The sequence below is a fragment of the Azospirillum rugosum genome (assembly GCF_017876155.1).
GTDB classification, from domain to species: domain Bacteria; phylum Pseudomonadota; class Alphaproteobacteria; order Azospirillales; family Azospirillaceae; genus Azospirillum; species Azospirillum rugosum.
In genome coordinates this window covers 172,903-194,780 of the sequence record NZ_JAGINP010000006.1, presented here as the reverse complement: position 1 = coordinate 194,780, position 21,878 = coordinate 172,903, and the positions used below count along the sequence as shown (strand labels likewise).

Genomic DNA, 21,878 nt, shown 5'->3' with positions numbered 1-21,878 from the left:
ATAGGCCGGAACTCTTCCGATCACGCCCCACGGCCTGTTGCCAGGATCGGCAGATCCGCTACGCTCCCCCCATGTGACCGAGCAAAGCGTGACCGAGCAAAACCGCCCGAACAAAACCGGGGCGACCACAGGGAAGGGATCGAGCGATGGCTCTCAGGGCCGAACAGCTCAAGGACGAGCTGACCGAAGAGGTCGTGCGTCAGGTGCGCGAGCGGCTGGGCCGCACCCGCGCGGCGCCGGCGGAACGGTTCGTGCGGCAGTTCTACGACAACGTGCCCCCCGACGACATCATCCAGGCCTCGGCCGAGCAGCTCTACGGGGCGGCGCTGGCCATGTGGCAGTGGGGCCAGCAGCGCGAACCTGGCAAGGCGCCCGAAGGAAAGGCAAAGGTTCGGGTCTACAACCCGCGCGTCGAGGAGCACGGCTGGCAGTCCCACCGCACCGTGGTGGAGATCGTCAACGACGACATGCCGTTCCTGGTCGACAGCGTCACGGCGGAGCTGAACCGCCAGGGGCTGACCGTCCATCTCGTCATCCACCCGGTGGTGCGGGTGAAGCGCGACGACTCCGGCCAGCTGACCGACCTGTACGAGCCCGCGGCGGCGCCGACCGACGCGGCACCGGAATCCTTCATGCACGTGGAGGTCGGCGCGGTGCCCGACGGCGAGGCGCTGACCCGCGCCCGCGAGGGGCTGGAACGCGTGCTGGCCGACGTGCGCGCCGCCGTCGCCGACTGGCGCGCCATGCGCGAGAAGGTGCGCGAGGCCGTGGCCGACGCCGACGCCGCCCGCGCCACCGTTCCGGCCGACGAGGTGGACGAGGCCAAGGCCTTCCTCAGCTGGGCGGACGACGACCACTTCACCTTCCTGGGATACCGCGAATACCGCTTCGGCGACGCCGGGGACGGCGGGGAGCAGCCGCTGGGTCTGGTCCCCGGCAGCGGGCTCGGCATCCTGCGCGACGACGCCGTCACCGTCTTCGATGGCCTGCGCAACTACGCCACTCTGCCGCCGGACGTGCGCGACTTCCTGCGCAACCCGCGCGTCCTGATGGTCACCAAGGGCAACCGCCCGTCGCCGGTGCACCGCGCCGTGCCGATGGACGCCGTTCTGATCAAGCGCTTCGACGCCGACGGCCGGATCGTCGGCGAGCGGCTGGTCGCCGGCCTGTTCACCTCCGTTGCCTACAACCGCAGCCCGCGCGAGATCCCGTACCTGCGCCGCAAGGTCGCCGAGGTGATGAGCCTCGCCGGCTTCGACCCGCAGGGTCACGACGGCAAGGCGCTCCTCCACATCCTGGAGACCTACCCGCGCGACGAGCTGTTCCAGATCCAGCCGCAGGAGCTGTTCGACATCGCCATCGGCATCCTGCATCTGCAGGAACGCCAGCGCCTGGCGCTGTTCGTGCGCAAGGATCCGTTCGAGCGCTTCGCCTCCTGCTTGGTCTATGTGCCGCGCGACCGCTACGACACCACGCTGCGCCGGCGCATCCAGACCATCCTGGAGAGCGCCTACAACGGCACCTGCTCCGGCTTCACCACGCAGCTGACCGAGAGCGTGCTGGCCCGCCTGCACTTCATCATCCGGACGGAGCCGGGGCATGTCCCGGCGGTGGATGCCACCGAGCTTGAGGCGCGGCTGGTGCAGGCCGCCCGCGGCTGGGACGACCACCTGCGCGACGCCCTGCTGGAGGCGCACGGCGAGGAGGAGGGCGGCGCCCTGATCCGCCGCTACGCCGACGCCTTCCCGACTAGCTACCGCGAGCAGTTCAACGCCGAGACCGCGGTCACCGACATCGAGCGCATCGAGAAGGCGATCGCGCAGGGCGGGCTCGGCATCAACCTCTACCGCCCGCTGGAGGCGGAAGCGCACGAGTTGCACGTCAAGATCTACCACGAGGGCCGGCCGGTCCCGCTGTCCGACGTGCTGCCCATGCTGGAGCACATGGACCTGAAGGTGATCACCGAGCAGCCCTTCGAGGTGACGGTCGCCGGCCATGCCGCCCCGGTGTGGATCCACGACTTCACCGCGCGCAGCCAGAACGGCCTGCCCATCGACTGCGCCATGGTGAAGGAGAAGTTCCAGGAGGCCTTCGCCGCCGTCTGGGACGGCCGGATGGAGGATGACGGCTTCAACCGGCTGGTGCTGCGCGCCGGGCTGACCGCGCGCGAGGTCACGGTGCTGCGCGCCTACGCCAAGTACCTGCGCCAAGCGCGCATCGCCTACGGGCAGGACGTGGTGGAAAGCACGCTGGCCGAATACCCGGCCATCGCGCGCAAGCTGACCGCGCTGTTCCACGCCCGCTTCGACCCGGCCCGCCAGGTGCCGAACGATCCGGGTCTGGTGACGGAGATCGAGCGCGCGCTGGACGGCGTGAAGAACCTGGACGAGGACCGCATCCTGCGGCGCTTCCTCAACCTGGTCTGCAACACGCTGCGCACCAACGCCTACCAGGCCGGGGCGGACGGCAAGCCGAAGACCTACATCGCCTTCAAGATCGACAGCCGCCACATCGACGAGCTGCCGCTGCCGCGCCCGATGGTGGAGGTGTTCGTCTACAGCCCGCGCATGGAGGGCGTGCACCTGCGCGGCGGCAAGGTCGCCCGCGGCGGCATCCGCTGGTCCGACCGGCGCGAGGATTTCCGCACCGAGATCCTGGGCCTGATGAAGGCGCAGATGGTCAAGAACACGGTCATCGTGCCGGTGGGCTCCAAGGGCGGCTTCGTCGTGAAGCGGCCGCCGCCCGCCGCTGCCGGCCGCGAGGCGGCGCTGGCCGAAGGCATCGAGTGCTACAAGACGCTGATGCGCGGCCTCTTGGACATCACCGACAACCTCGACGCCGAGGGGGGCGTGGTGCCGCCGGCCGAGGTGGTGCGACACGACGGGAACGACCCCTATCTGGTCGTCGCCGCCGACAAGGGCACGGCGACCTTCTCCGACATCGCGAACTCGGTGTCGATCGACTACGGCTTCTGGCTGGGCGACGCCTTCGCGTCGGGCGGCTCCGCCGGCTACGACCACAAGAAGATGGGCATCACCGCCCGCGGCGCCTGGGAATCGGTGAAGCGCCATTTCCGGGAGCTTGGGCGCGACATCCAGACCCAGGACTTCACCGTCGTGGGCGTGGGCGACATGTCCGGCGACGTGTTCGGCAACGGCATGCTGCTGTCGAAGCACATCAAGCTGCTCGCCGCCTTCGACCACCGGCACATCTTCCTCGACCCCGATCCGGACCCGGCCGCGAGCTGGGAGGAGCGCCGGCGCCTGTTCGACCTGCCGCGGTCGTCCTGGGCGGACTACGACGCCGGGCTGCTGTCGGCCGGCGGGCGCATCTATGACCGTTCCGCCAAGTCGCTGGAGCTGACGCCGGAGATCCGCGCCCGCTTCGGGATCGAGAAGGACCACGTCACCCCGCAGGCGCTGATGCAGACCCTGCTGAAGGCCGAGGTGGACCTGCTGTGGTTCGGCGGCATCGGCACCTACCTGAAGGCGTCGGAGGAAAGCAACGCGGAGGCCGGCGACAAGGCCAACGACGCGCTGCGCATCGACGGCCGCGACGTGCGCGCCAAGGTGATCGGCGAGGGCGCCAACCTGGGCGTCACCCAGCGCGGCCGCATCGAGGCGGCGCGGCACGGCGTGCGGCTGAACACCGACGCCATCGACAACTCGGCCGGCGTGGACACCTCCGACCACGAGGTGAACATCAAGATCCTGCTGAACGACGTGGTCGCCCGCGGCGACATGACGATCAAGCAGCGCGACCGGCTGCTGGCCGAGATGACCGACGAGGTGGCCGGGCTGGTGCTGGCCGACAACTACCTCCAGACCCAGGCGCTGACCGTGGCCCGCGCCCAGGGACCGGACGCGCTGGAGGCGCAGGCCCGCTTCATCCGCGCGCTGGAGAAGACCGGCCGCCTGAACCGCGCCATCGAATACCTGCCGGACGAGGAGGAGCTGTCGGTTCGGCTGGCCGACCGCGAGGGTCTGACCCGGCCGGAGCTGGCGGTGCTGCTGGCCTACGCCAAGATCACGCTGTACGACGACCTGCTGGCGTCCGACCTGCCGGACGACGCCTTCATGGCCGACGACCTGATCCGCTACTTCCCCAAGCCGCTGCGCAAGACCCACGCGGAGGCCGTCGCCCGCCACCGGCTGCGGCGCGAGATCATCGCCACCAGCGTCACCAACAGCCTCGTCAACCGCACCAGCCCGACCTTCGTCAAGGAGATGATGGAGAAGACGGGGATGGGGCCGGCCGACGTGGCCCGCGCCTACGCCATCGTGCGCGACAGCTTCGGCCTGCGGTCCCTGTGGACCGGGATCGAGGACCTGGACAACGTCGTCCCGGCGGCGTTGCAGACCAGCCTGATCCTAGAGACGGTGCAGCTGATGGAGCGGGCGGTCGCCTGGTTCCTGACCAGCTGCGCGCAGCCGCTGGACATCGCGGCGGAGACGGAGGCCTACCGGCCGGGCATCGAGGCCCTGCTGGGCGGGCTCGACGCCTTCCTGGACGCGGAGGAGGCGGCCCGCCTGTCGGCGCGCGTGGCATCCTACGCGGATCAGGGCGTGCCGGCCGAGCTGGCCCACCGTATGGCCGCGCTGCCGGTCCTAGCGGCGGCGCCCGACCTCGTCCGCATCGCGCGGCGCACCAAGCGCGACGTGTCGGCCGTGGCCGCGGTCTACTTCATCCTGGGCCGCCGGTTCGGGCTGGAGTGGCTGCGCGACAAGGCGGCGTCGGCAAAGGTGGACAACCACTGGCAGAAGCAGGCGGTCGCCGCCTTGGTGGACGACCTCTTCGCCCACCAGACCGCGCTGACCGTCCGCGTGCTGGAGACGGCCGACCACCTGCCGGCCGAAGCCCCGGTGGACGGCTGGATCGCCCAGCACCGCCCGGTGGTGGAGCGGGTCGAGCAGCTTCTGTCCGAACTGCGCACCCAGCCCAACGTCGACCTCGCCATGCTGGCCGTGGCGAACCGGCAGCTGCGAGGGTTGACCGCGGGATAAGGGACGCCACAAACCCTCTCCCAGCGTCGCTGGGAGAGGGTTTTCCATGCGTTCACAGCACTTTCCGGCTATGGTGCGCGCAGTTTTGCGCCTTTTTGCCCAGCCGGAGCCGCCGCGATGACCGACAGCACCCCAACCCTCCTCGACGCCATCCGCCTGTTCCGGGCGAACGATTTGGGCGGGGCGGAGGCGGCGTGCCGGGCGCTGCTGGCGACCGACCCGCACAACGCGCAGGCGCTGCACCTGCTGGGCCTCGTCGCCGCCCACACCGGCCATCCCGACGCCGCGCTGGAGCTGCTCGGCCAGGCGATCGCGGAGCAGGGCAACGACCCGTCCTTCCACAACAGCCGCGGCAGCCTGCTCTTCCAGCTCGGCCGCGCCGCGGAGGCGGAGGAGTCCTTCCGCGCCGGCATCGTGCTGAACGACCGCCTGCCGGAGCTGCACGGCAACCTGGGCAACGCGCTGAAGTCGCTGGCTCGGCTTGAGGAGGCGGAGACCGCCTTCCGCACGGCGCTGGCGCTGCGCTCCGACGCGCCGGAGATGCACAACTTCCTCGGCACGACCCTGCGGGAACTTGGCCGGCTGGACGAGGCGCAGACCCATTTCCGCTGCGCGCTGGACCTCGCCCCGGACTATCTGGAGGCGCGCTACAACCTCGCCGAGGCGCTGAGCACCCGCGGGGAGCTGGAGGAGGCCGCGGCTTCCTTCCGCAAGGTGATCGAGGCCGCCCCCCGCTTCGTCCCCGCCCATGTCGGGCTCGCCCACACGCTGCAAAGCCTCGACCGCGCCAACGAGGCGGTGGAGGCCATCGAGGCCGCCCGCGCCATCGCCCCCGACCATCCGCTGGTGCAGTTCACGCGGCGCCTGATCTATTCCAACGCGGTGCCCGGCTGGCACCTGCCGATGATCAACGATTTTGAGCGCAACGAGGCCTATGACGCGGCGCTGAAGCGCGCCGTCACGCCGGACTCCCTGGTGCTGGAGATCGGCACGGGGTCCGGCATCGTCGCCATGATGGCGGCGCGCGCCGGCGCGAAGCGGGTCGTGACCTGCGAGGTCAACCCGATCCTCGCCCGCGTCGCGAAGGAAACCGTGGCGCACAACGGCTATGGCGACCGCGTCAGCGTGGTGCCGAAGCTGTCCACCCAGCTGAGCGTCGGGGCCGGCGGCGACCTGCCGGAGAAGGCCGACGTCTTCGTGTCGGAGCTGATCAACATCGGCATGCTGGCGCCGCGCATGCTGTCGGTGCTCCAGCACGCGCGCACCCATCTGGTGAAGCCCGGCGGCGCCATCATCCCGCGCGCCTCCACCGTCTACGCCATGCTGGTGGAAACGCCGGATCTCGCCCGCATCAACCCGGTGAAGACCATCGACGGCTTCGACATGTCGACCTTCGACGTCTTCCGCTCGCCGGGCTACCAGCAGATCGACCTCGCCGCCGACGCCCACACGCCGCTGTCCGCCGGCTTCACCGCGCTGGAGTTCGACTTCACCCGCAACATGCCGGAGGAAGGCGAGCGCGAGATCACGGTGGAGATCACCCGGGAGGGCACCTGCCACGGCGTGGCCTTCTGGTTCGACCTGTTCATGGACGAGGAGGTCACCTACCGGTCGGAGAGCCGCGCCCGGACGAACCACTGGAAGCAGGCCATGACCTTCCTGGAAACCCCGATCCGGGTCCGCCCCGGCGACCGTCTGACCGTCGTCGCGCGCTACGACAACAACCAGATCGCCTTCGGGATTGGCGGGTGAGGGGTTGGCTCATGTCCATTGCCAAGACATCCGACCGCTTTGAAAGCGACATCGCCCAAATGAAGCGCGACCTCGCCCAGCTTGTCGAAGGCGACCGGGAGATTGCGGAAACGCTGTCCCGAGCGCTTCACATGCTCCTCCGCATCGACGCCAAGCTTGACGATCAACAGTCCGCCATTAACGCTCTGGTTGCGGCACGCTTGTGCCGCCAGTAACGACGGTCCTCCATGTCTGATCCCATTGAGGCGCCCAGCCGCCGTGCCATCGCGTCCTGGTGTCTCTACGACTGGGCCAACTCGTCCTACAACACCATCGTCACGACCTTCGTCTTCTCCGTCTATTTTGCCCGCGGGGTGGTCGGGGACGAGGTGGCCGGGGCCTCGCGGTGGAGTGCCGCGCTCACCGTCGCCGGCCTGCTGATCGCGCTGCTCAGCCCGGTGCTGGGCGCCATCGCCGACCGGACCGGGCGGCGCAAGCCCTGGATGGCGCTGTTCACCGTCACGACGGTGCTGTTCTGCGCCGCGCTCTGGTGGGTGAAGCCGGACCCGTCCTACGCGCTGTTCGCCCTGGTCTGCGTGGTCCTCGGCACGGTCGCCTTCGAGCTGGCGAACGTCTTCTACAACGCCAGCCTGACCGGGCTGGCCCCGCCGTCCATGCTGGGGCGCCTGTCCGGTTGGGGCTGGGGCGTCGGCTATTTCGGCGGCTTGGTCTGCCTCGTCATCGCACTGTTCGTCTTCGTCAAGTCGCCGGCCCCGCTGTTCGGGCTGCTCGGCACGGCGGAGCAGGCACCGGTGCGCGCCACGGCCCTGCTGGCCGCCGCGTGGTACGGGCTGTTCGCCCTGCCCTTCTTCCTGTGGGTGCCGGACGCACCGCCAACCGGCCTCGGCATCGGGCAGGCCGCGCGGGAGGGCGTGGCGATGCTGCGCCGGACCCTGGCGGAGACGCGCAAGTACAAGAACGTCGTCCGCTTCCTGGTCGCCAGCGCCTTCTACCGCGACGCCATCAACACCATCACCGCCTTCGGCGGCATCTTCGCCGCCCACGCCTTCGGCATGACGTTCGAGGAGATCGTGATGTTCGCGATCGCGCTCAACGTCGTCGCCGGCATCGGCGCCATCGCCTTCGCCTGGGTCGACGACCGGGCCGGGGCCAAACCGACCATCCTGATCAGCCTGTTGGGCCTGATCACCTTCGGCGTGCCGCTTCTGCTGGCCACCGACAAGCTGTGGTTCTGGATCCTGGCGCTGGGGCTCGGCGCCTTCTTCGGGCCGGCGCAGGCGGCCGGGCGCTCCATGATGGCGCGGCTGGCACCGCAGGGCATGGCGGGGGAGATGTTCGGGCTCTACAGCCTAACCGGACGCATGGTGGGCTTCCTCGGCCCGCTGGCCTTCGGGCTGGCCACCCAGGCCTTCGAGAGCCAGCGCGCCGGCATGGCGAGCGTTGTGGCTTTCTTCGTGGTCGGTTTTGGGCTTATGCTGACGGTGCGGGAGCCGGCCCCGACACCAAGCCCCGCGGCGCGACAGTCTGCCGCACCCTGATCACAGATTCGGCCGGCCCAAGCTGCTACCTTCCTTTTTGCTGCGACGCACAATAGTCTCGGCCCGGAGGGCGGAACGAATATGCTGCACATCAAGGACATCGAGGCCTTCGCGCACATCAACGAGGCGTTGGCCCGCGACTCCGGCGTCACCCGCCAGGGAACCGATGCGGACGGCCATCACCCGCCGATGCATCCGGCGCTGCTCGTCGCCATGGCCGCGACCGGCCGGCTGAAGCCGGAGGAGGACGACGGCCGCAAGCATCACCCGGCGAGCCTGTCGGGCATGATGGCGCGGCTGATGGGGGCGCGGGGGCGGTAGGGCGAGCCGCGCTGCGGTTTGCCCCCACCCTTCCCACGGCTGCGCCGCGGGCCCCTTCCCTCCCCCGCTTCGCAGGAGAGGGAGAGATCCCCTCCACCGCGGAGCGGGGGAGGGTTAGGGAGGGGGCAAGACGCGCCCCCTCCCTTGGCGCTCAGTGCCGGAAGTGACGCATCCCGGTGAAGACCATCGCCAGGCCCTTCTCGTCGGCCGCGGCGATGACCTCGTTGTCGCGGATCGAGCCGCCGGGCTGGATCACCGCGGTCACGCCCGCTTCCGCGGCGGCCAGAAGGCCGTCGGCGAAGGGGAAGAAGGCGTCCGACGCGACCACCGAACCCTTGGTCAGCGGCTCCGACAGGCCGGCGGCCTTGGCGGCCTCCGCCGACTTGATGGCGGCGATGCGGGCCGAGTCGACGCGGCTCATCTGGCCGGCGCCGACGCCGACGGTGGCGCCGTTCTTGGCGTAGACGATGGCGTTCGACTTCACGTGCTTGCCGACGCGGAAGGCGAACAGCAGGTCGGCCAGTTCCTGCTCCGTCGGGGCGCGCTTGGTGACGACCTTCAGCTCAGCCGGGTCGATGCGGCCGTTGTCGCGGTTCTGCAGCAGGAAGCCGCCGGACAGCTGCTTGATCATCATGCCCGGCTCGGCCGGGTTCGGCACATCCTTGGTCAGCAGGACGCGCAGGTTCTTCTTGGTGGCGAGCAGCGCGCGGGCCGAGTCGTCGGCGTCCGGGGCGATCACCACCTCGGCGAACAGCTTGGAGATCTCCTCGGCCGTGGCGGCGTCCAGCGGGCGGTTGACGGCGATGATGCCGCCGAAGGCGCTGACCGGGTCGCACAGCAGGGCCTGCTTGTACGCGTCCAGGATGCTGTCGCCCTGCGCCACGCCGCAGGGGTTGGCGTGCTTGATGATGGCGACGGCCGGGCGCTCGAACTCGGCGACCAGCTCGAAGGCGGCGTCGGTGTCGTTCAGGTTGTTGTAGGACAGCTCCTTGCCCTGGAGCTGGGTGGCCGTCGCCACACCCGGGCGCTGCTCGCCCGTCACGTAGAAGGCCGCTTGCTGGTGCGGGTTCTCGCCGTAGCGCAGCGTCTGGCTGAGCTTGCCCGACAGGGTGACGCGCGGCGGGAAGGTCTCGCCCAGCTGGCCGGCCAGCCAGGTGGAGATGGCGGCGTCGTACGCGGCCGTACGCGCGTACGCGCGCTGGGCGAGCGTACGGCGGAGCTTCAGCGTGACGGCGCCGTCGTGCGTCGCCAGCTCGTCCAGCACGGCCTCATAGTCCTCCGGGTCGGTGACCACGGTGACGAAGTCGTGGTTCTTGGCGGCGGCGCGGATCATCGCCGGCCCGCCGATGTCGATGTTCTCCACGCAGTCGTCGTAGGAGGCGCCCTTCGCGACCGTCGCCTCGAACGGGTAGAGGTTCACGACCACCAAGTCGATCGGCGGGATGTCGTGGGCCGCCATGGCGTCCGCGTGGATGTCGCGGCGGGCCAGGATGCCGCCGTGCACGCGCGGGTGCAGCGTCTTCACGCGGCCGTCCATAATCTCCGGGAAGCCGGTGTGGTCGGAGACCTCCTTCACCGGGACGCCGGCCTCGGCCAGCCGCTGCGCCGAACCGCCGGTGGACAGGATCTCCACCCCCTTGGCCGCCAGCGCCTGGCCGAGCGCGACGAGGCCCGTCTTGTCGGACACGGAAATCAGCGCACGCGTGATGCGGACGAGATCGGGGGCGGGCGAATGGGCGGTCTTCGGCGGGCTCATCGGGGCATCCTGGTTGTCATGGAACCGGCCGCGATGGACGGGGCCTACGGGAAAAACGAAACCGCCCCGCTTCGTCATCCCCGCGAAGGCGGGGATCCAGGCTCAAGGAAGCGTGCCGCCGTCCGAAGCCTGGATTCCCGCCTTCGCGGGAATGACGGTCGCAGGGGAAAACGTTCAAAGACGCCGAAAACTGGCACCGATCCGTATCCCAACGGCCCGTCCGCCGCGGATGCGCGCGATTTACGCCCCCTTGCGCTCGCGGCGCAAGGCCCATTTCACGGTGTTGCCGTCAGGGCCGGTATGACCGTGGATGGCGATCTGGGTGGTCCGCCGCGGCTCGTCGCCGCTGCCCAGATAGATGCTTTCCTCCAGCTCCAGCGTCCCGCCCGAGGCGCGCAGGCGCCAGCCCGCCCCGCTGTGCATCCGCAGCAGCACCTGCCCGCCGCCCTGGATCAGCGAGGCTTGCACCGACGGGTGCAGGTGGAAGCGGATGGTGAAGTCCTGCGGCTCCGGCGTCGCGCCGATCACCGGCTCCAGCGTGTCCTCGCCGCGCAGGTCCTCGCCGTTCTCCGCCAAATAGACGCGCCGGCGGTGCAGGTAGCCGAAGTTGCGGCTGTAGCCGTTGTGCGTGGCGACGACCAGCACCGCCCCGTCGTTCTCCTGCCGCTCGCAGCCGACGTGGGAGGGGCGGCGGCCGAGCCCGCCGTCCTCCAGCACCTCAGACGAGTTGGTTTCGGCCAGCACGACGGTGGAATGGGCGGCGGTGCCGGCCAGGGCGGAGCGCCATGGGCCGGTGGCCGTCCGGTGGCTGCCGCAATTGACGATCAGCCGCTCCTTGCCGACCGACATCTCCAGCGCCAGGGTGCCGGCGTGGGCGGTTGCGTCCAGGCCGCTGACCGGCGGCACGCCGGCGTCCATCAGCACCATGGTGCGGCCGGCGATCAGCCGTTCGAATCCGGTGTGCGGCGCGCTCTTCAACGGGCGGCCGCGGGCGTCGGCCTGGGCCAGCACCGTGTCGACCAGCGCCGCGTCCTCCTCCCGCCCGCCGTTGAACAGGGCGAGCCCGCCGTCGCCGTGGCGGAAGAAGCGCAGCGCGGGCGTCATGCGGTCGATGGCGTGCTGCAGGGTCTCCGGCACCTCGGCGCGGGCGGCGCGCAGCACGGCGCGCACGTCGATCAGGTCGCGCAGGATGCGCAACTGAACCGAGGGGCAGCGCTCCACATGGCCGCCGTCGGGCAGGATCTGGCGCGGCAGCTCCCGCTCCAGCAGGCGCAGGGCGTCCTGCCCGGTGCGCTCGGTGTCGGGCAGGCAGAAGCCGCCGTAGACGAGGCCCTTCACCGCCGTGACCAGCGCCTTGCCGTCCAGCGCGCCGGGGACGACGCGCGTGAGGTGGCGGACCTGCCGGGCGAGGCTGTCGAAGATGCGGGCGCGGAACTCGTCGTCGGCCGAGGCGCAGTAGAAGTCGTGCAGGCCGATCCAGGTGCTGATGCGCGCGCCCATCACCTCCGGCGCCCAGGTCTTGGGGTGCCAGCCGCCGTTGTGGTCGAGCCAGGACAGCACCAGCGCGCGGGCCCGCCGCCGCGCGGCGTCGCCGCCGACCGCGCGCAGGTCGCGCATCCATTCGAACCCGTGCAGCGCGTCCAGCCAGCCGGCGTTGCCGGCCCGCCAGCTGGGCGTGCCGTTCGGGTCCACCGTGACCGTCTGCCCGCCGAGTCGGAACACGCCGGCCAGCAGGGCGGAGCCTTCCGTCGCGTCGCCCGGCCAGGGGTCCGGCGGCACGATGGACAGCGCCGTCGGCGCCCGGCCGCCCAGCGTCAGCTTGTAGATCGGGTTGCCGAAGGCGATCTGCGCCACGCCTTCCCGCAACCGGCCGATTTTGCCACGCGCGCCACTCATCGCCTCACCCCGCCACACGACAGGGGGAGACGGCCGGCGCATCGATCGGCGCATCGATTCGGGGGATCGGACGATCGGGGAAGAACATTCCTGTTTGGTATCAAATTCGCCTCGACCGCCGCAAGCCGGTGGTAATCTATTCGTGCAACCGTCTCAGCCTTGCCACAAAGAACCCGTCGATGCCGCCGAGATCCGGGAGCATGCCCGGAAGCGAGCGGACCTCGCCGCGCTCGTTGATCAATTCTGCCATGCCGTCCAGCTCACCCGGTTCGATGGGCACGCGCTCGACCCGGTCGTCGCGGGTCAGGATGCGGTCGATCTGGGCCTCGCCCTCCTCCGGCTGGATGGAGCAGGTGCAGTAGACCAGCAAACCGCCGGGCTTGACCAGATCGACCGCGTGGGCCAGCAGGCGGTTCTGCGCGCGGGCCAGCTTGGCGATGTCCTCCGGCGTCTTGACGCGCAGAATGTCCGGGTGGCGGCGGATCGCCCCGGTCGCCGAGCAGGGGGCGTCCAGCAGCACCGCGTCGGCCGGCCGGTCGGGGGTCCAGGTCGCCACGTCGGACGCCAGGATCTCGGCGGGCAGGTCGAGCCGCCCCAGATTCTCCCGCACCCGCTCCAGCCGCTTGGCGGAGCGGTCGACCGCGACGACCTCCGCGCCCTGCGCGACGAGCTGCGCGGTCTTGCCGCCGGGGGCGGCGCACAGGTCGTAGACCAGCTTGCCCGCCAGGTCGCCGAACAGCTTGGCCGGCAGGGAGGCGGCAAGGTCCTGCACCCACCAGGCGCCCTCGGCGAAGCCCGGCAGCTCGGTGACGGACCCGCCGGGCGGGCGGCGCAGCGAGCCGGTGGGAAGGACGGTGGCCTCCAGCCGCTCCGCCCAGGACGCGGGGTCGCGCTTCACGGTGATGTCCAGCGGCGCCTCGTGCAGGTGCGCCTCGACGATGCCGCGGGTGCGGCCCATGCCGTAGGCCTGCCGCCAGGCGAGCCACAGCCAGTCCGGCGTGTTCAGGCGCCCGGCGTCCTGCTTGGCCGCCAGCTCCGCCCCCTCGCGGCCGATGCGGCGCAGGACGGCGTTGATCAGCCCCTTGTAGGGCTCCGCCCCGCGCGCCGCCGCCAGTTCCACCGCCGTGTCGACGGCGGCGTGGGCAGGCGTGCCGAGGAAGACCAGCTGCGCCGTGCCGAGCCGCAGGATGTCGTGCACGGTGGCCTTGGGCAGGCCGGGCTTCGACAGGCTGCCCTGGATCAGCTCGTCGATCTGGCCCAGGCGGCGCAGCACCGTGGCGACCAGCATGCGGACGAAGCCGCGGTCGCGCGGATCGAGCCCGCGCAGATCCGGGTGCGCGTCGAACGCGTCGTCAAAGGGGATGGACTTGCGCAGCACATCGCGCAGCAGGTCGAGCGCGGCGGCGCGCGCGGCAAGGGAGGCTTCGGACATGCGCTGGATTTAGCGCGCCGGACGCCGGGTGTCGAGAGATGCTAGCGTCTCGTCCCCCACTCGTCGTAGCCGGCGTGCGGCCCGACGTCCTCCAGGACGAAGCAGGGCACCCCCGCCGCCTCGCCCCGGCGCAGGATGAAGCGGTTGGGATGGCCGGCGGTCATGGCCCACAGCGTCTCGCCCCCACCGTCCAGAGGACGCAGGCCAAGCTCCGGCGGGACGGGGTTTTCGCCCAGCCGCTTCAGCGTGCGGTCGGCGCGCACGCGCTCGATCGGCGACAGGGCACGCGCCGCCCGGGCGTCGTAGCGGTCGCTCTTCACATAGCGCGTGCCGGCGCCCTGGAGCGGGCTGGACGGCCCGCCGGGATCGGCCAGCGCGCGCCGCGTCATCAGCGCCCAGCGCGCGTCCCGGCAGGCGACCAGGGCCTGCCGGTGCAGCACCCGGATCCGGTCGGCCAGGGCGTGGAAATGGGGGAACAGGGCGCGTCGGCGGAACCCGATCTCCATGGTCGCGCGCTCCACCGCCTCGTCCGCCGTCTTGGCGCCTTCCGGGATGGAGCGGGTTTCCAGCGCCAGCAGCGCGTCGATGCGCGCGTCCAGGTCGGCGGGACCGGCCGGAGTCCCGGCTTCGGCCATCAGCCGCGCAAGCGCCTCGCCGGCCCGCCGTTCCGCCTCGTCGATGCGGCGGAGGACGTCGTCGTGGCCGGCGTCGGGCGGGATGGACAGCCAGGAGGGGTCGAACAGGGGAAGGAGGTCGGAGGTCACAGCGTCTCGTCGAAGGCGGCTTGCAGCGTCCGGCTCATCGGGTGCCGGCGGACCAGTTCATAAGCCGCTTCGCCGTCGATGCGCCAGCGGCCGGAGCGGACATAGTCCTCGCAGCCGTCGAGAAACTCCGCGTCGCGCTCGAAGGCCAGCGCGGATTCGAGGTAGCCGTCCGGGTCGTCGGCCGTGTCGGACAGGCAGCGCAGCCGGTTGTTCGACAGGAAGACCACGCGCTGCGGGCTGACGTGGGTGGAATGGTTGATGTTCAGGTTGGCCTTGGCCATGCCGATCAGGGAGTTGCGCACCAGGGCCGGCGGCGCCTCCTGCGCGCCGATCAGCGTCTGCACGGTCAGGCCGCGCGCGGCGAGGCCCTGGAGCAACCGTTCCCGCCGGGGCCGCCCGGCCACGTCGCCGAAGAAGAAGACGTCGACGGGGCGCTCGGGTCCGGGGCGGACCTCCTCCACCCGCTCGTGGAAGCCGTAGCGCGCGTAGACCGCGCGGCCGCCGAGCGCGCGGTAGGGTTCCAGATCCTGGCGGAACAGGCAGAGGATGCAGCGCGCGTCGGCGACGAAGCGCCGGAAGTCGGCGCTGTCGCCCTCCGGCTCGTCCCGGCGGTGGTGGGCGTAGCCGTGGAAGGTTTCCACCCCGACGAAGCCGTAGGGGATCCGCCGGTCCGCGAGGTGGGCCAGCAGCTCGCGCGACCGGAAGGCCATGGGCGGCAGGAACAGGTTCAGCGCCGCCGGGTCCAGGCCGTTCAGCGACACCCGCACCGTATGGCCGAGGTCCACCAGCGCGTGGTGAAACAGCGCGATGGTGTTGGCGTACATGTTGAACTGCTCGCCGACCAGCGACAGGCACACCCGCATGGCGCCTCTCCGCGTCCGGGGCGGCGTTTGTCAGCCGTCGGCGCGCATCCGCGCGACGATCTCCTCCAGCACCGCGTCGGCCTTGTCGTTGTCCACCTGGCAGGTGCCGGCGGCCTCGTGCCCGCCGCCGCCGTATTCCAGCATCAGCGGGCCGATGTTGGTGCGGGAACTGCGGTTGATGATCGACTTGCCGCAGGCCAGCACCGTGTTCTGCTGCTTCAGGCCCCAGAGGACGTGGATCGAGACGTTGGCCTCCGGGTACATGGCGTAGATCATGAAGCGGTTGCCGGCGTAGATCGTCTCCTCCCGCCGCAGGTCGACGACCACCACGTTGCCGCGCATGGTGGTGCAGCGGGCCAGCTGGTTGGAGAATTTCGGCTCATGCTCGGCGTAGAGGTCCACCCGCTCCTTCACGTCGGGCAGGGCCAGGATCTCGTCGATGCCGTGGTTCCGGCAGGCGTCGATCAGCTCCATCATCAGCTGGTAGTTGGAGATGCGGAAATCCCGGAAGCGGCCGAGCCCGGTGCGCGCGTCCATGATGAAGTTCAGCAGCGCCCAGCCCTGCGGCTTCAGGATATCCTCGATCCCGTATTGGGCGGAGTCCGCCTGGTCCACCGCCGCCATCATCTCGTCGGAGATGCCGGGGAAGCGTTCCTTGCCGCCGTAGTAGTTGTAGACGACGCGCGCCGCCGACGGCGCGTCGGCCTGGATGATGTGGTTGTCCTGCTGACCGACGCGCAGCGTCTCCGACAGGTGGTGGTCGAAGGCCAGATGGACGCCAGAGACATAGGGAAGGTTCGTCGTGATGTCGCGGCCGGAGATCTCGATTTTGCCGTCCTGCATGTCCTTGGGATGCACGAACTTGATCTCGTCGAGGATGTCCAGCTCCTTCAGGAGCACGGCGCAGACCAGCCCGTCGAAATCGGACCGGGTGACGAGACGGTACTTCGTGGCCTCGGACATGCTTTCCCCCTGGCTGCCACCGGATCGCTTGGCAGCCGGAAGGTAGTATTACGCACCTCATAGCGCAATCCCTATCGCGAGGCGATCAGCCCCAGGGACCGCGCCAAGACGTACCGGCGCCGGCCATCTCGCGCAGGCGGCGAACCCGCTCCTCCATGTTGGGGTGGGTGGAGAACAGGCTGTCGGCGCCGCGACCGTGCAGCGGGTTGGCGATGAACAGGTGGGCGGTGGCCGGGTTGGCCTCGGCCTGGTGGTTGGGGATTTGGTTGGCGTAGGCGTGGATGCTGGTCAGCGCGTCGGCCAGCCACAGCGGGCGGCCGCAGATTTCCGCGCCGATGCGGTCGGCCTCGTACTCGCGGGTGCGGCTGATGGCCATCTGCACGATCATGGCGGCGAAGGGCGCCAGGATGGCGACCAGGATGCCGCCGATCATGCCCAGCGGGTTGCCGTCCCGCCCATCCCCGTCACTCGACGACGAAGCGCCGAAGAACATGCCGAAGTTGGCGATCATGGAGATGGCGCCGGCAATCGTCGCGGTGATCGTCATGACCAGCGTGTCGCGGTTCTTCACGTGGGCCAGCTCGTGCGCCATCACGCCGGCGATCTCCTCCGGGCTCAGCATGCGCAGCAGGCCGGTGGTGGCGGCGACCGCCGCGTGCTCCGGACCGCGGCCTGTGGCGAAGGCGTTGGGCTGGTCGTTCTCGATGATGAAGACCCGCGGCATGGGCAGGCCGGCGCGCTCCGCCAGGCGCTGGACGATGCCGTGGAACTCCGGCGCGGTGTAGCCGTCCACCTGCCGCGCGCCGTACATGGACAGGACCATGTCGCCCGAATTCCAGTAGCTGAACAGGTTGACGCCGAGCGCCATCAGGAAGGCGATCATCATGCCGCCCTTGCCGCCGATCAGGTAGCCGATGGCCATGAACAGGGCGGTCAGGCCGGCGAGGAGAATGGTGGTCTTCACGTAGCTGGTCATGGCGTCGATCCGGAAGCCTGGTCGGTCAGCGCGCGACAGGAGTAACCCCATGGGCCTTCCCGCGGCTCGTCGGGGGTGATATGGGCTAGGGGCAAGGCACCGTTCAAGATGGCAACCCACCGCACCCCGCCCCATATCACGGCCATGACCGACAAGACCTCCGCACCCGACGACGCGGCGATCGACGACCAGACCGCCGACGCCTCTTCCACCGACACCGAAACGACCCTGAAGGGCCCCGAGCAGAAGCCCGGCGAGATCGGCGGCCCGAAGGGACCGGAACCGACCCGCTACGGCGATTGGGAGTTCAAGGGACGCTGCTCCGACTTTTGATGCGCACACGTTAGGATCGACTGCCTGCATTCGCTCATCAAGGGCACGAATACATATGAATGCAGGATACAATACCTAAGTCGTGCTTGATACGTTCCTGTTCGCGCGCTATCCTCGCCGCGCAACCCGGGCGCTCGCCCAACGCGAAGGGAACCGCGCATGCACGCCGAATCATGTCGCTTCCGCTGTTCCCCAGCGGTTGTCCTGATGGCCGTCTTGGCGGGCGTCGCGCTGGCCGTTGCCGCCGGCCCGGCGACGAGCGCCCCGCCCCTTCTGCCCGGCCCGATCCCGGCGGAGGTGCTGGAGGTGGTGGACGGCGACACGCTCACCGTGCGCGCGACCATCTGGCTGGGGCAGGTCGTGGAAACCAACGTGCGGGTGGACGGCATGGACGCGCCGGAGATGCGCGCCCGCTGCGCCCGCGAGAAGGACATGGCGGAGGCCGCGCGCGACATGGCGCGCAAGCTGATCGGCGCCAGCCTGGTCAGCCTGATGGACGTGCAGCCGGACAAGTACGGCGGCCGCGTCCGCGCCCGCGTGGTGACCACCAGCGGCGCCGACCTGTCGGAATCCCTGATCAAGGCCGGCCTCGCCCGCCCCTACCACGGCGAAAGCCGCCAGTCCTGGTGCGACGGGGTGGTGGGATAAGCTCTGCCTCTCACCGGCAGCGATCCAACTCCACCCGGTCGTGGGAGCAAACGACGCGCACCGCGCCGGCGTGGTCGCGGACGAGGCTGCGCAGGCGGTCCTGGTTGGCGATGCGGGCGGCGTGGTCGACCTCCATCAGGCGCTGGTAGGCGCGCATGCCCGGCGGGCAGTGCGGGCGCTGCGGGTCCATCTCGCCGTGGTAGAAGTAGGCGTCGCCGGCCAGCAGCAGCCAGCCGCCTTCGCCGCGCCGGCCATCACCCTGCACCGCCACGCCGCAGTGGCCCCAGGTGTGGCCGGGCAGCGGGACCAGCAGGATCTCCGGCGGCAGCCCCTTCAGGTCGCGCACCGCCTCGAAGCCGAACCAGGGCTCCCCGCCGGCCTCGTAGGCCTGCCAGTTCACCGCCTCGTCCCATTGGTGCGGGCGGTAGCGCTGGGAGGCGATGAAGCCGCGCCGCTGCGCCCGCGCCGCCTCCAATTCGCGGCCGAAGACGTGCACGGTGGCGTTGGGGAAATCCTCGATGCCGCCGGCGTGGTCGAAATCGAGGTGCGTCGCCACGATGTGCCGGACGTCCGAGGCCTGGAAGCCCAGCCGTTCCACGGCGCGCAGGGCCGTGTCCTCCTCTCGCAGCTGGATGCGGTTCATCGCGACGAACAGCGGGCTGAGCCGCTGGCGGGTGTCCCGCACGTCGCGCACGCCGAAGCCGGTGTCGACGAGGACGAGGCCCTGCTCCGTCTCGATCAGCAGGCAATGGCAGACGAGATGCGCGGTCATGCCAGGACTGCTGCCGTCGAACAGCCGCCCGCCGACCGGGCACATGGTGCCGCAGTTCAGGTGATGGATCCGCATCGCCGCCCTTTACGCCCGTTCCAAGAAAGGATTGGCGACACAACAGGGTGGCGGAAGCACCGTTCCCATCCGGGAAATGGGCGCAAAACGAAACCGGGGGCCCAAAAGGCCCCCGGTCCGTCGTTATTTCCCGATGAACGCCGCCGATCAGGCGTTGTTCATGCGGTTCTCGATCAGGTCGGTGACGACCGTCGGATCCGCCAGGGTCGAGGTGTCGCCCAGGCTGTCGTGCTCGTTCGCGGCGATCTTGCGCAGGATGCGGCGCATGATCTTGCCCGAGCGGGTCTTCGGCAGGCCCGGCGCCCACTGGATCAGGTCGGGCGAGGCGATCGGGCCGATCTCCTTGCGGACCCAGTTCACCAGCTCCTTGCGCAGCTCCTCCGTCGGGGTCTCGCCGGCGTTCAGCGTGACGTAGGCGTAGATGCCCTGGCCCTTCAGGTCGTGCGGGTAGCCCACGACGGCGGCCTCGGCCACCTTCGGGTGGGCGACCAGCGCGCTCTCGACCTCGGCCGTGCCCATGCGGTGGCCGGACACGTTGATCACGTCGTCGACGCGGCCGGTGATCCAGTAGTAGCCGTCAGCGTCGCGGCGGCAGCCGTCACCGGTGAAGTAGTAGCCGGCGAAGGTCGAGAAGTAGGTCTGGACGAAGCGCTCGTGGTCGCCGAACACGGTGCGCATCTGCCCCGGCCAGCTGTCGGCGATGCACAGGTTGCCTTCCGTCTCGCCTTCCAGCTCCTTGCCGTCGTTGTCCACGACGACCGGCTTCACGCCGAAGAAGGGCTTGGTCGCCGAACCCGGCTTCTGGCCGATGGCGCCCGGCAGCGGGGTGATCAGGATGCCGCCGGTCTCCGTCTGCCACCAGGTGTCGACGATCGGGCAGCGGCCCTCGCCCACCACGTTGTAGTACCAGAGCCACGCCTCCGGGTTGATGGGCTCGCCCACCGAACCGAGGATGCGCAGGCTGGCGCGGGAGGTCTTCTTCACCGGGCCCTCGCCCTCGCGCATCAGCGAGCGGATGGCGGTCGGGGCGGTGTAGAAGATGTTGACCTTGTGCTTGTCCACCACCTGCCAGAAGCGGGAGATGTCCGGGTAGGTCGGCACGCCTTCGAACATCAGCGTGGTGGCGCCGTTGGCCAGCGGGCCGTAGACGATGTAGCTGTGGCCGGTGACCCAGCCCACGTCGGCCGTGCACCAGTAGACGTCGCCGTCCTTGTAGTCGAAGACGTACTGGTGCGTCATCGACGCGTAGACCAGATAGCCGCCGGTGGTGTGCAGCACGCCCTTCGGCTTGCCGGTCGAGCCCGAGGTGTAGAGGATGAACAGCGGGTCTTCCGCGCTCATCTCCTCCGGCGGGCAGTCGGCGGAGACCGACGCGACTTCCTCGTGGTACCAGAGGTCGCGGCCCTCGGTCCAGGCGACGTCGCCGCCGGTGTGCTTGACGACCAGCACGTTCTTGACGCCCGGCGCGCCGGCCACGGCCTTGTCGGCGTTGGCCTTCAGCGGAACCTTGCGGCCGCCGCGCAGACCCTCGTCGGAGGTGATGACGAAGTGGCTGTCGCAGTCGACGATGCGGTCCTTCAGGCTGTCCGGCGAGAAGCCGCCGAACACGATGGAGTGGATCGCACCGACGCGCGCGCAGGCCAGCATCGAATAGGCGGCCTCGGGGATCATCGGCAGGTAGATGGTGACGCGGTCGCCCTTCTTGACGCCGTGCTTCTTCAGCACGTTGGCCAGCCGGCAGACGTTCTCGTGCAGTTCCTTGTAGGTGATGTTCTTGGAAACCGACGGATCGTCGCCCTCGAAGATGATCGCGGTCTGGTCGCCGCGCGTGGCGAGGTGGCGGTCGATGCAGTTGGCCGAAACGTTGAGCGTGCCGTCGTAGAACCACTTGATGTGGACGTCGCCGGTGTAGCTGACGTCCTTCACCTTGGTGAAGGGCTTGATCCAGTCGACGCGCTTGCCGTGCTCACCCCAGAAAGCCTCGGGATCAGAGATCGACTGTTCGTACATCTTGGTGTACGCCGCCTCGTCCACATAAGCGGTCTTGGCGATCTCCGGCTTAACAGGAAAGAACGAATTGTCGGACATTGGCTCGCGATTCCCCCGGTAGTGCTTCTGGTTAGACCCTGAAGGGCTTGAGAGAGTGGCGGCCGGCCACTCCCCTGTTGCCGTTCATTATCCACACAAGTTCCCGCCTCCACAAGCAGAACGGCCGATTGTCCACCAGCCCAATCGGGTCTTATGACCCCACTTTGTTGCGACGCAACGCCTGATGTTTTGAAACCTGATGCGAAAGGATGAGAGAAGGGCCGCGACTATTTGACGCGCCCCGATGACCACCCAGATGACCGACCAGTCGACCGCCGGCCCCACCTTGACGCCTGCCCCGGCCCGGGCGGCATTCCACAGGCGCTTAACGGCCCCTTAACCCGGCATCGTTAGCGTGCGGCGTGAACCGGACATGCGTGTGATTTGGGCGGAGCGAGCGACATGGCCACCACGACCAACGCGGACGGCACGGCCGACGCTTCGGACCTGATCGGCCGGCTCACCGAGATGAGCGACCGCACCAACCTGATGGTGATCGACGCGACTCTGCGCGCGCTTCCCGATGCGGGTCCCGGCTTCGGGACCAGCCCCGCCCAGTCCGCGGCGGAGGTGCGCGCCCTGGCCCGCCGCATGCTTCAGGCCACCCTGGATTTCCAGGCGGTGATCTGCGAACCGGCCGAGTAGCCCGGCCGGCCGCATCCTACTTTCGCACAATGCCGCAGGGGCCTTGCGGGGGC

17 protein-coding genes are annotated in these 21,878 nt (G+C 69.7%); 8 read left to right on the top strand and 9 right to left on the bottom strand.

The features are described 5' to 3' along the window. The first annotated feature begins 146 nt into the window (after positions 1–146). From J2851_RS10640 to J2851_RS10620, 5 genes are all read left to right on the top strand, one after another. The gene (locus J2851_RS10640; protein WP_209766241.1) at positions 147–5,003 is read left to right on the top strand and encodes an NAD-glutamate dehydrogenase; all 4,857 of its coding nucleotides are present in this window, start codon (positions 147–149) and stop codon (positions 5,001–5,003) included. A gap of 117 nt (positions 5,004–5,120) precedes the next feature. Then, entirely contained in the window at positions 5,121–6,755 is a 1,635-nt protein-coding gene (locus tag J2851_RS10635) for a tetratricopeptide repeat protein (RefSeq protein WP_209766240.1), read from the top strand. An 11-nt stretch (positions 6,756–6,766) separates the two neighbouring features. Continuing rightward, complete coding sequence (locus J2851_RS10630; protein ID WP_209766239.1) at positions 6,767–6,970, top strand: hypothetical protein; 204 nt, start codon at positions 6,767–6,769, stop codon at positions 6,968–6,970. A 12-nt stretch (positions 6,971–6,982) separates the two neighbouring features. Continuing rightward, positions 6,983–8,293 carry an MFS transporter gene (locus J2851_RS10625; RefSeq protein ID WP_209766238.1) on the top strand — a complete coding sequence of 437 codons (1,311 nt, stop codon included), beginning with the start codon at positions 6,983–6,985 and terminating at the stop codon, positions 8,291–8,293. 81 nt (positions 8,294–8,374) lie between these two features. After that, entirely contained in the window at positions 8,375–8,614 is a 240-nt protein-coding gene (locus J2851_RS10620) for a hypothetical protein (protein ID WP_209766237.1), read from the top strand. A gap of 151 nt (positions 8,615–8,765) precedes the next feature. Here J2851_RS10620 and purH read toward each other — a convergent pair whose 3' ends face one another. The 7 genes from purH to htpX all read right to left on the bottom strand — a co-directional run bounded on the left by purH (position 8,766) and on the right by htpX (position 17,264). After that, positions 8,766–10,370: a bifunctional phosphoribosylaminoimidazolecarboxamide formyltransferase/IMP cyclohydrolase gene (gene purH / locus J2851_RS10615; protein ID WP_209766236.1), complete on the bottom strand. Its 1,605-nt coding sequence runs from the start codon at positions 10,368–10,370 to the stop codon at positions 8,766–8,768. A 240-nt stretch (positions 10,371–10,610) separates the two neighbouring features. Continuing rightward, positions 10,611–12,266 (bottom strand): heparinase II/III family protein, encoded by a 1,656-nt coding sequence (locus J2851_RS10610; RefSeq protein ID WP_209766235.1) that lies wholly within the window; start codon positions 12,264–12,266, stop codon positions 10,611–10,613. Positions 12,267–12,402: 136 nt separating this feature from the next. Next, on the bottom strand, positions 12,403–13,698 hold the full coding sequence (locus J2851_RS10605) for an RsmB/NOP family class I SAM-dependent RNA methyltransferase (protein WP_209766234.1): 1,296 nt from the start codon (positions 13,696–13,698) through the stop codon (positions 12,403–12,405). Positions 13,699–13,739: 41 nt separating this feature from the next. After that, positions 13,740–14,462 carry a hypothetical protein gene (locus tag J2851_RS10600; RefSeq protein WP_209766233.1) on the bottom strand — a complete coding sequence of 241 codons (723 nt, stop codon included), beginning with the start codon at positions 14,460–14,462 and terminating at the stop codon, positions 13,740–13,742. Continuing rightward, positions 14,459–15,325 (bottom strand): hypothetical protein, encoded by an 867-nt coding sequence (locus J2851_RS10595; RefSeq protein ID WP_209766232.1) that lies wholly within the window; start codon positions 15,323–15,325, stop codon positions 14,459–14,461. The genes J2851_RS10600 and J2851_RS10595 overlap by 4 nt, the downstream gene beginning before the upstream one ends. A gap of 30 nt (positions 15,326–15,355) precedes the next feature. Then, on the bottom strand, positions 15,356–16,288 hold the full coding sequence (locus J2851_RS10590) for an exopolyphosphatase (protein ID WP_209766231.1): 933 nt from the start codon (positions 16,286–16,288) through the stop codon (positions 15,356–15,358). A gap of 85 nt (positions 16,289–16,373) precedes the next feature. Continuing rightward, positions 16,374–17,264 (bottom strand): zinc metalloprotease HtpX, encoded by an 891-nt coding sequence (gene htpX, locus J2851_RS10585; protein WP_209766230.1) that lies wholly within the window; start codon positions 17,262–17,264, stop codon positions 16,374–16,376. Positions 17,265–17,372: 108 nt separating this feature from the next. Between htpX and J2851_RS10580 the strand changes: the two genes are divergently transcribed. Both J2851_RS10580 and J2851_RS10575 read left to right on the top strand, forming a co-directional pair. After that, a complete protein-coding gene (locus J2851_RS10580; RefSeq protein ID WP_376989952.1) occupies positions 17,373–17,597 on the top strand; it encodes a succinate dehydrogenase assembly factor 4 in 225 nt (74 codons plus the stop codon). Between the two features lie 207 nt (positions 17,598–17,804). Continuing rightward, the gene (locus J2851_RS10575) at positions 17,805–18,245 is read left to right on the top strand and encodes a thermonuclease family protein (protein WP_246500564.1); all 441 of its coding nucleotides are present in this window, start codon (positions 17,805–17,807) and stop codon (positions 18,243–18,245) included. Positions 18,246–18,255: 10 nt separating this feature from the next. Here the strand turns inward: J2851_RS10575 and J2851_RS10570 are convergent, their stop codons facing one another. Further along, complete coding sequence (locus J2851_RS10570; RefSeq protein WP_209766227.1) at positions 18,256–19,092, bottom strand: MBL fold metallo-hydrolase; 837 nt, start codon at positions 19,090–19,092, stop codon at positions 18,256–18,258. A 147-nt stretch (positions 19,093–19,239) separates the two neighbouring features. Next, a complete protein-coding gene (gene acs / locus J2851_RS10565) occupies positions 19,240–21,180 on the bottom strand; it encodes an acetate--CoA ligase (RefSeq protein WP_209766226.1) in 1,941 nt (646 codons plus the stop codon). A 402-nt stretch (positions 21,181–21,582) separates the two neighbouring features. Here acs and J2851_RS10560 point away from each other — a divergent pair, with 402 nt between their 5' ends. After that, positions 21,583–21,825, top strand: a complete 243-nt coding sequence (locus tag J2851_RS10560; protein WP_209766225.1) for a hypothetical protein — start codon at positions 21,583–21,585, stop codon at positions 21,823–21,825. Positions 21,826–21,878: the final 53 nt, after the last annotated feature.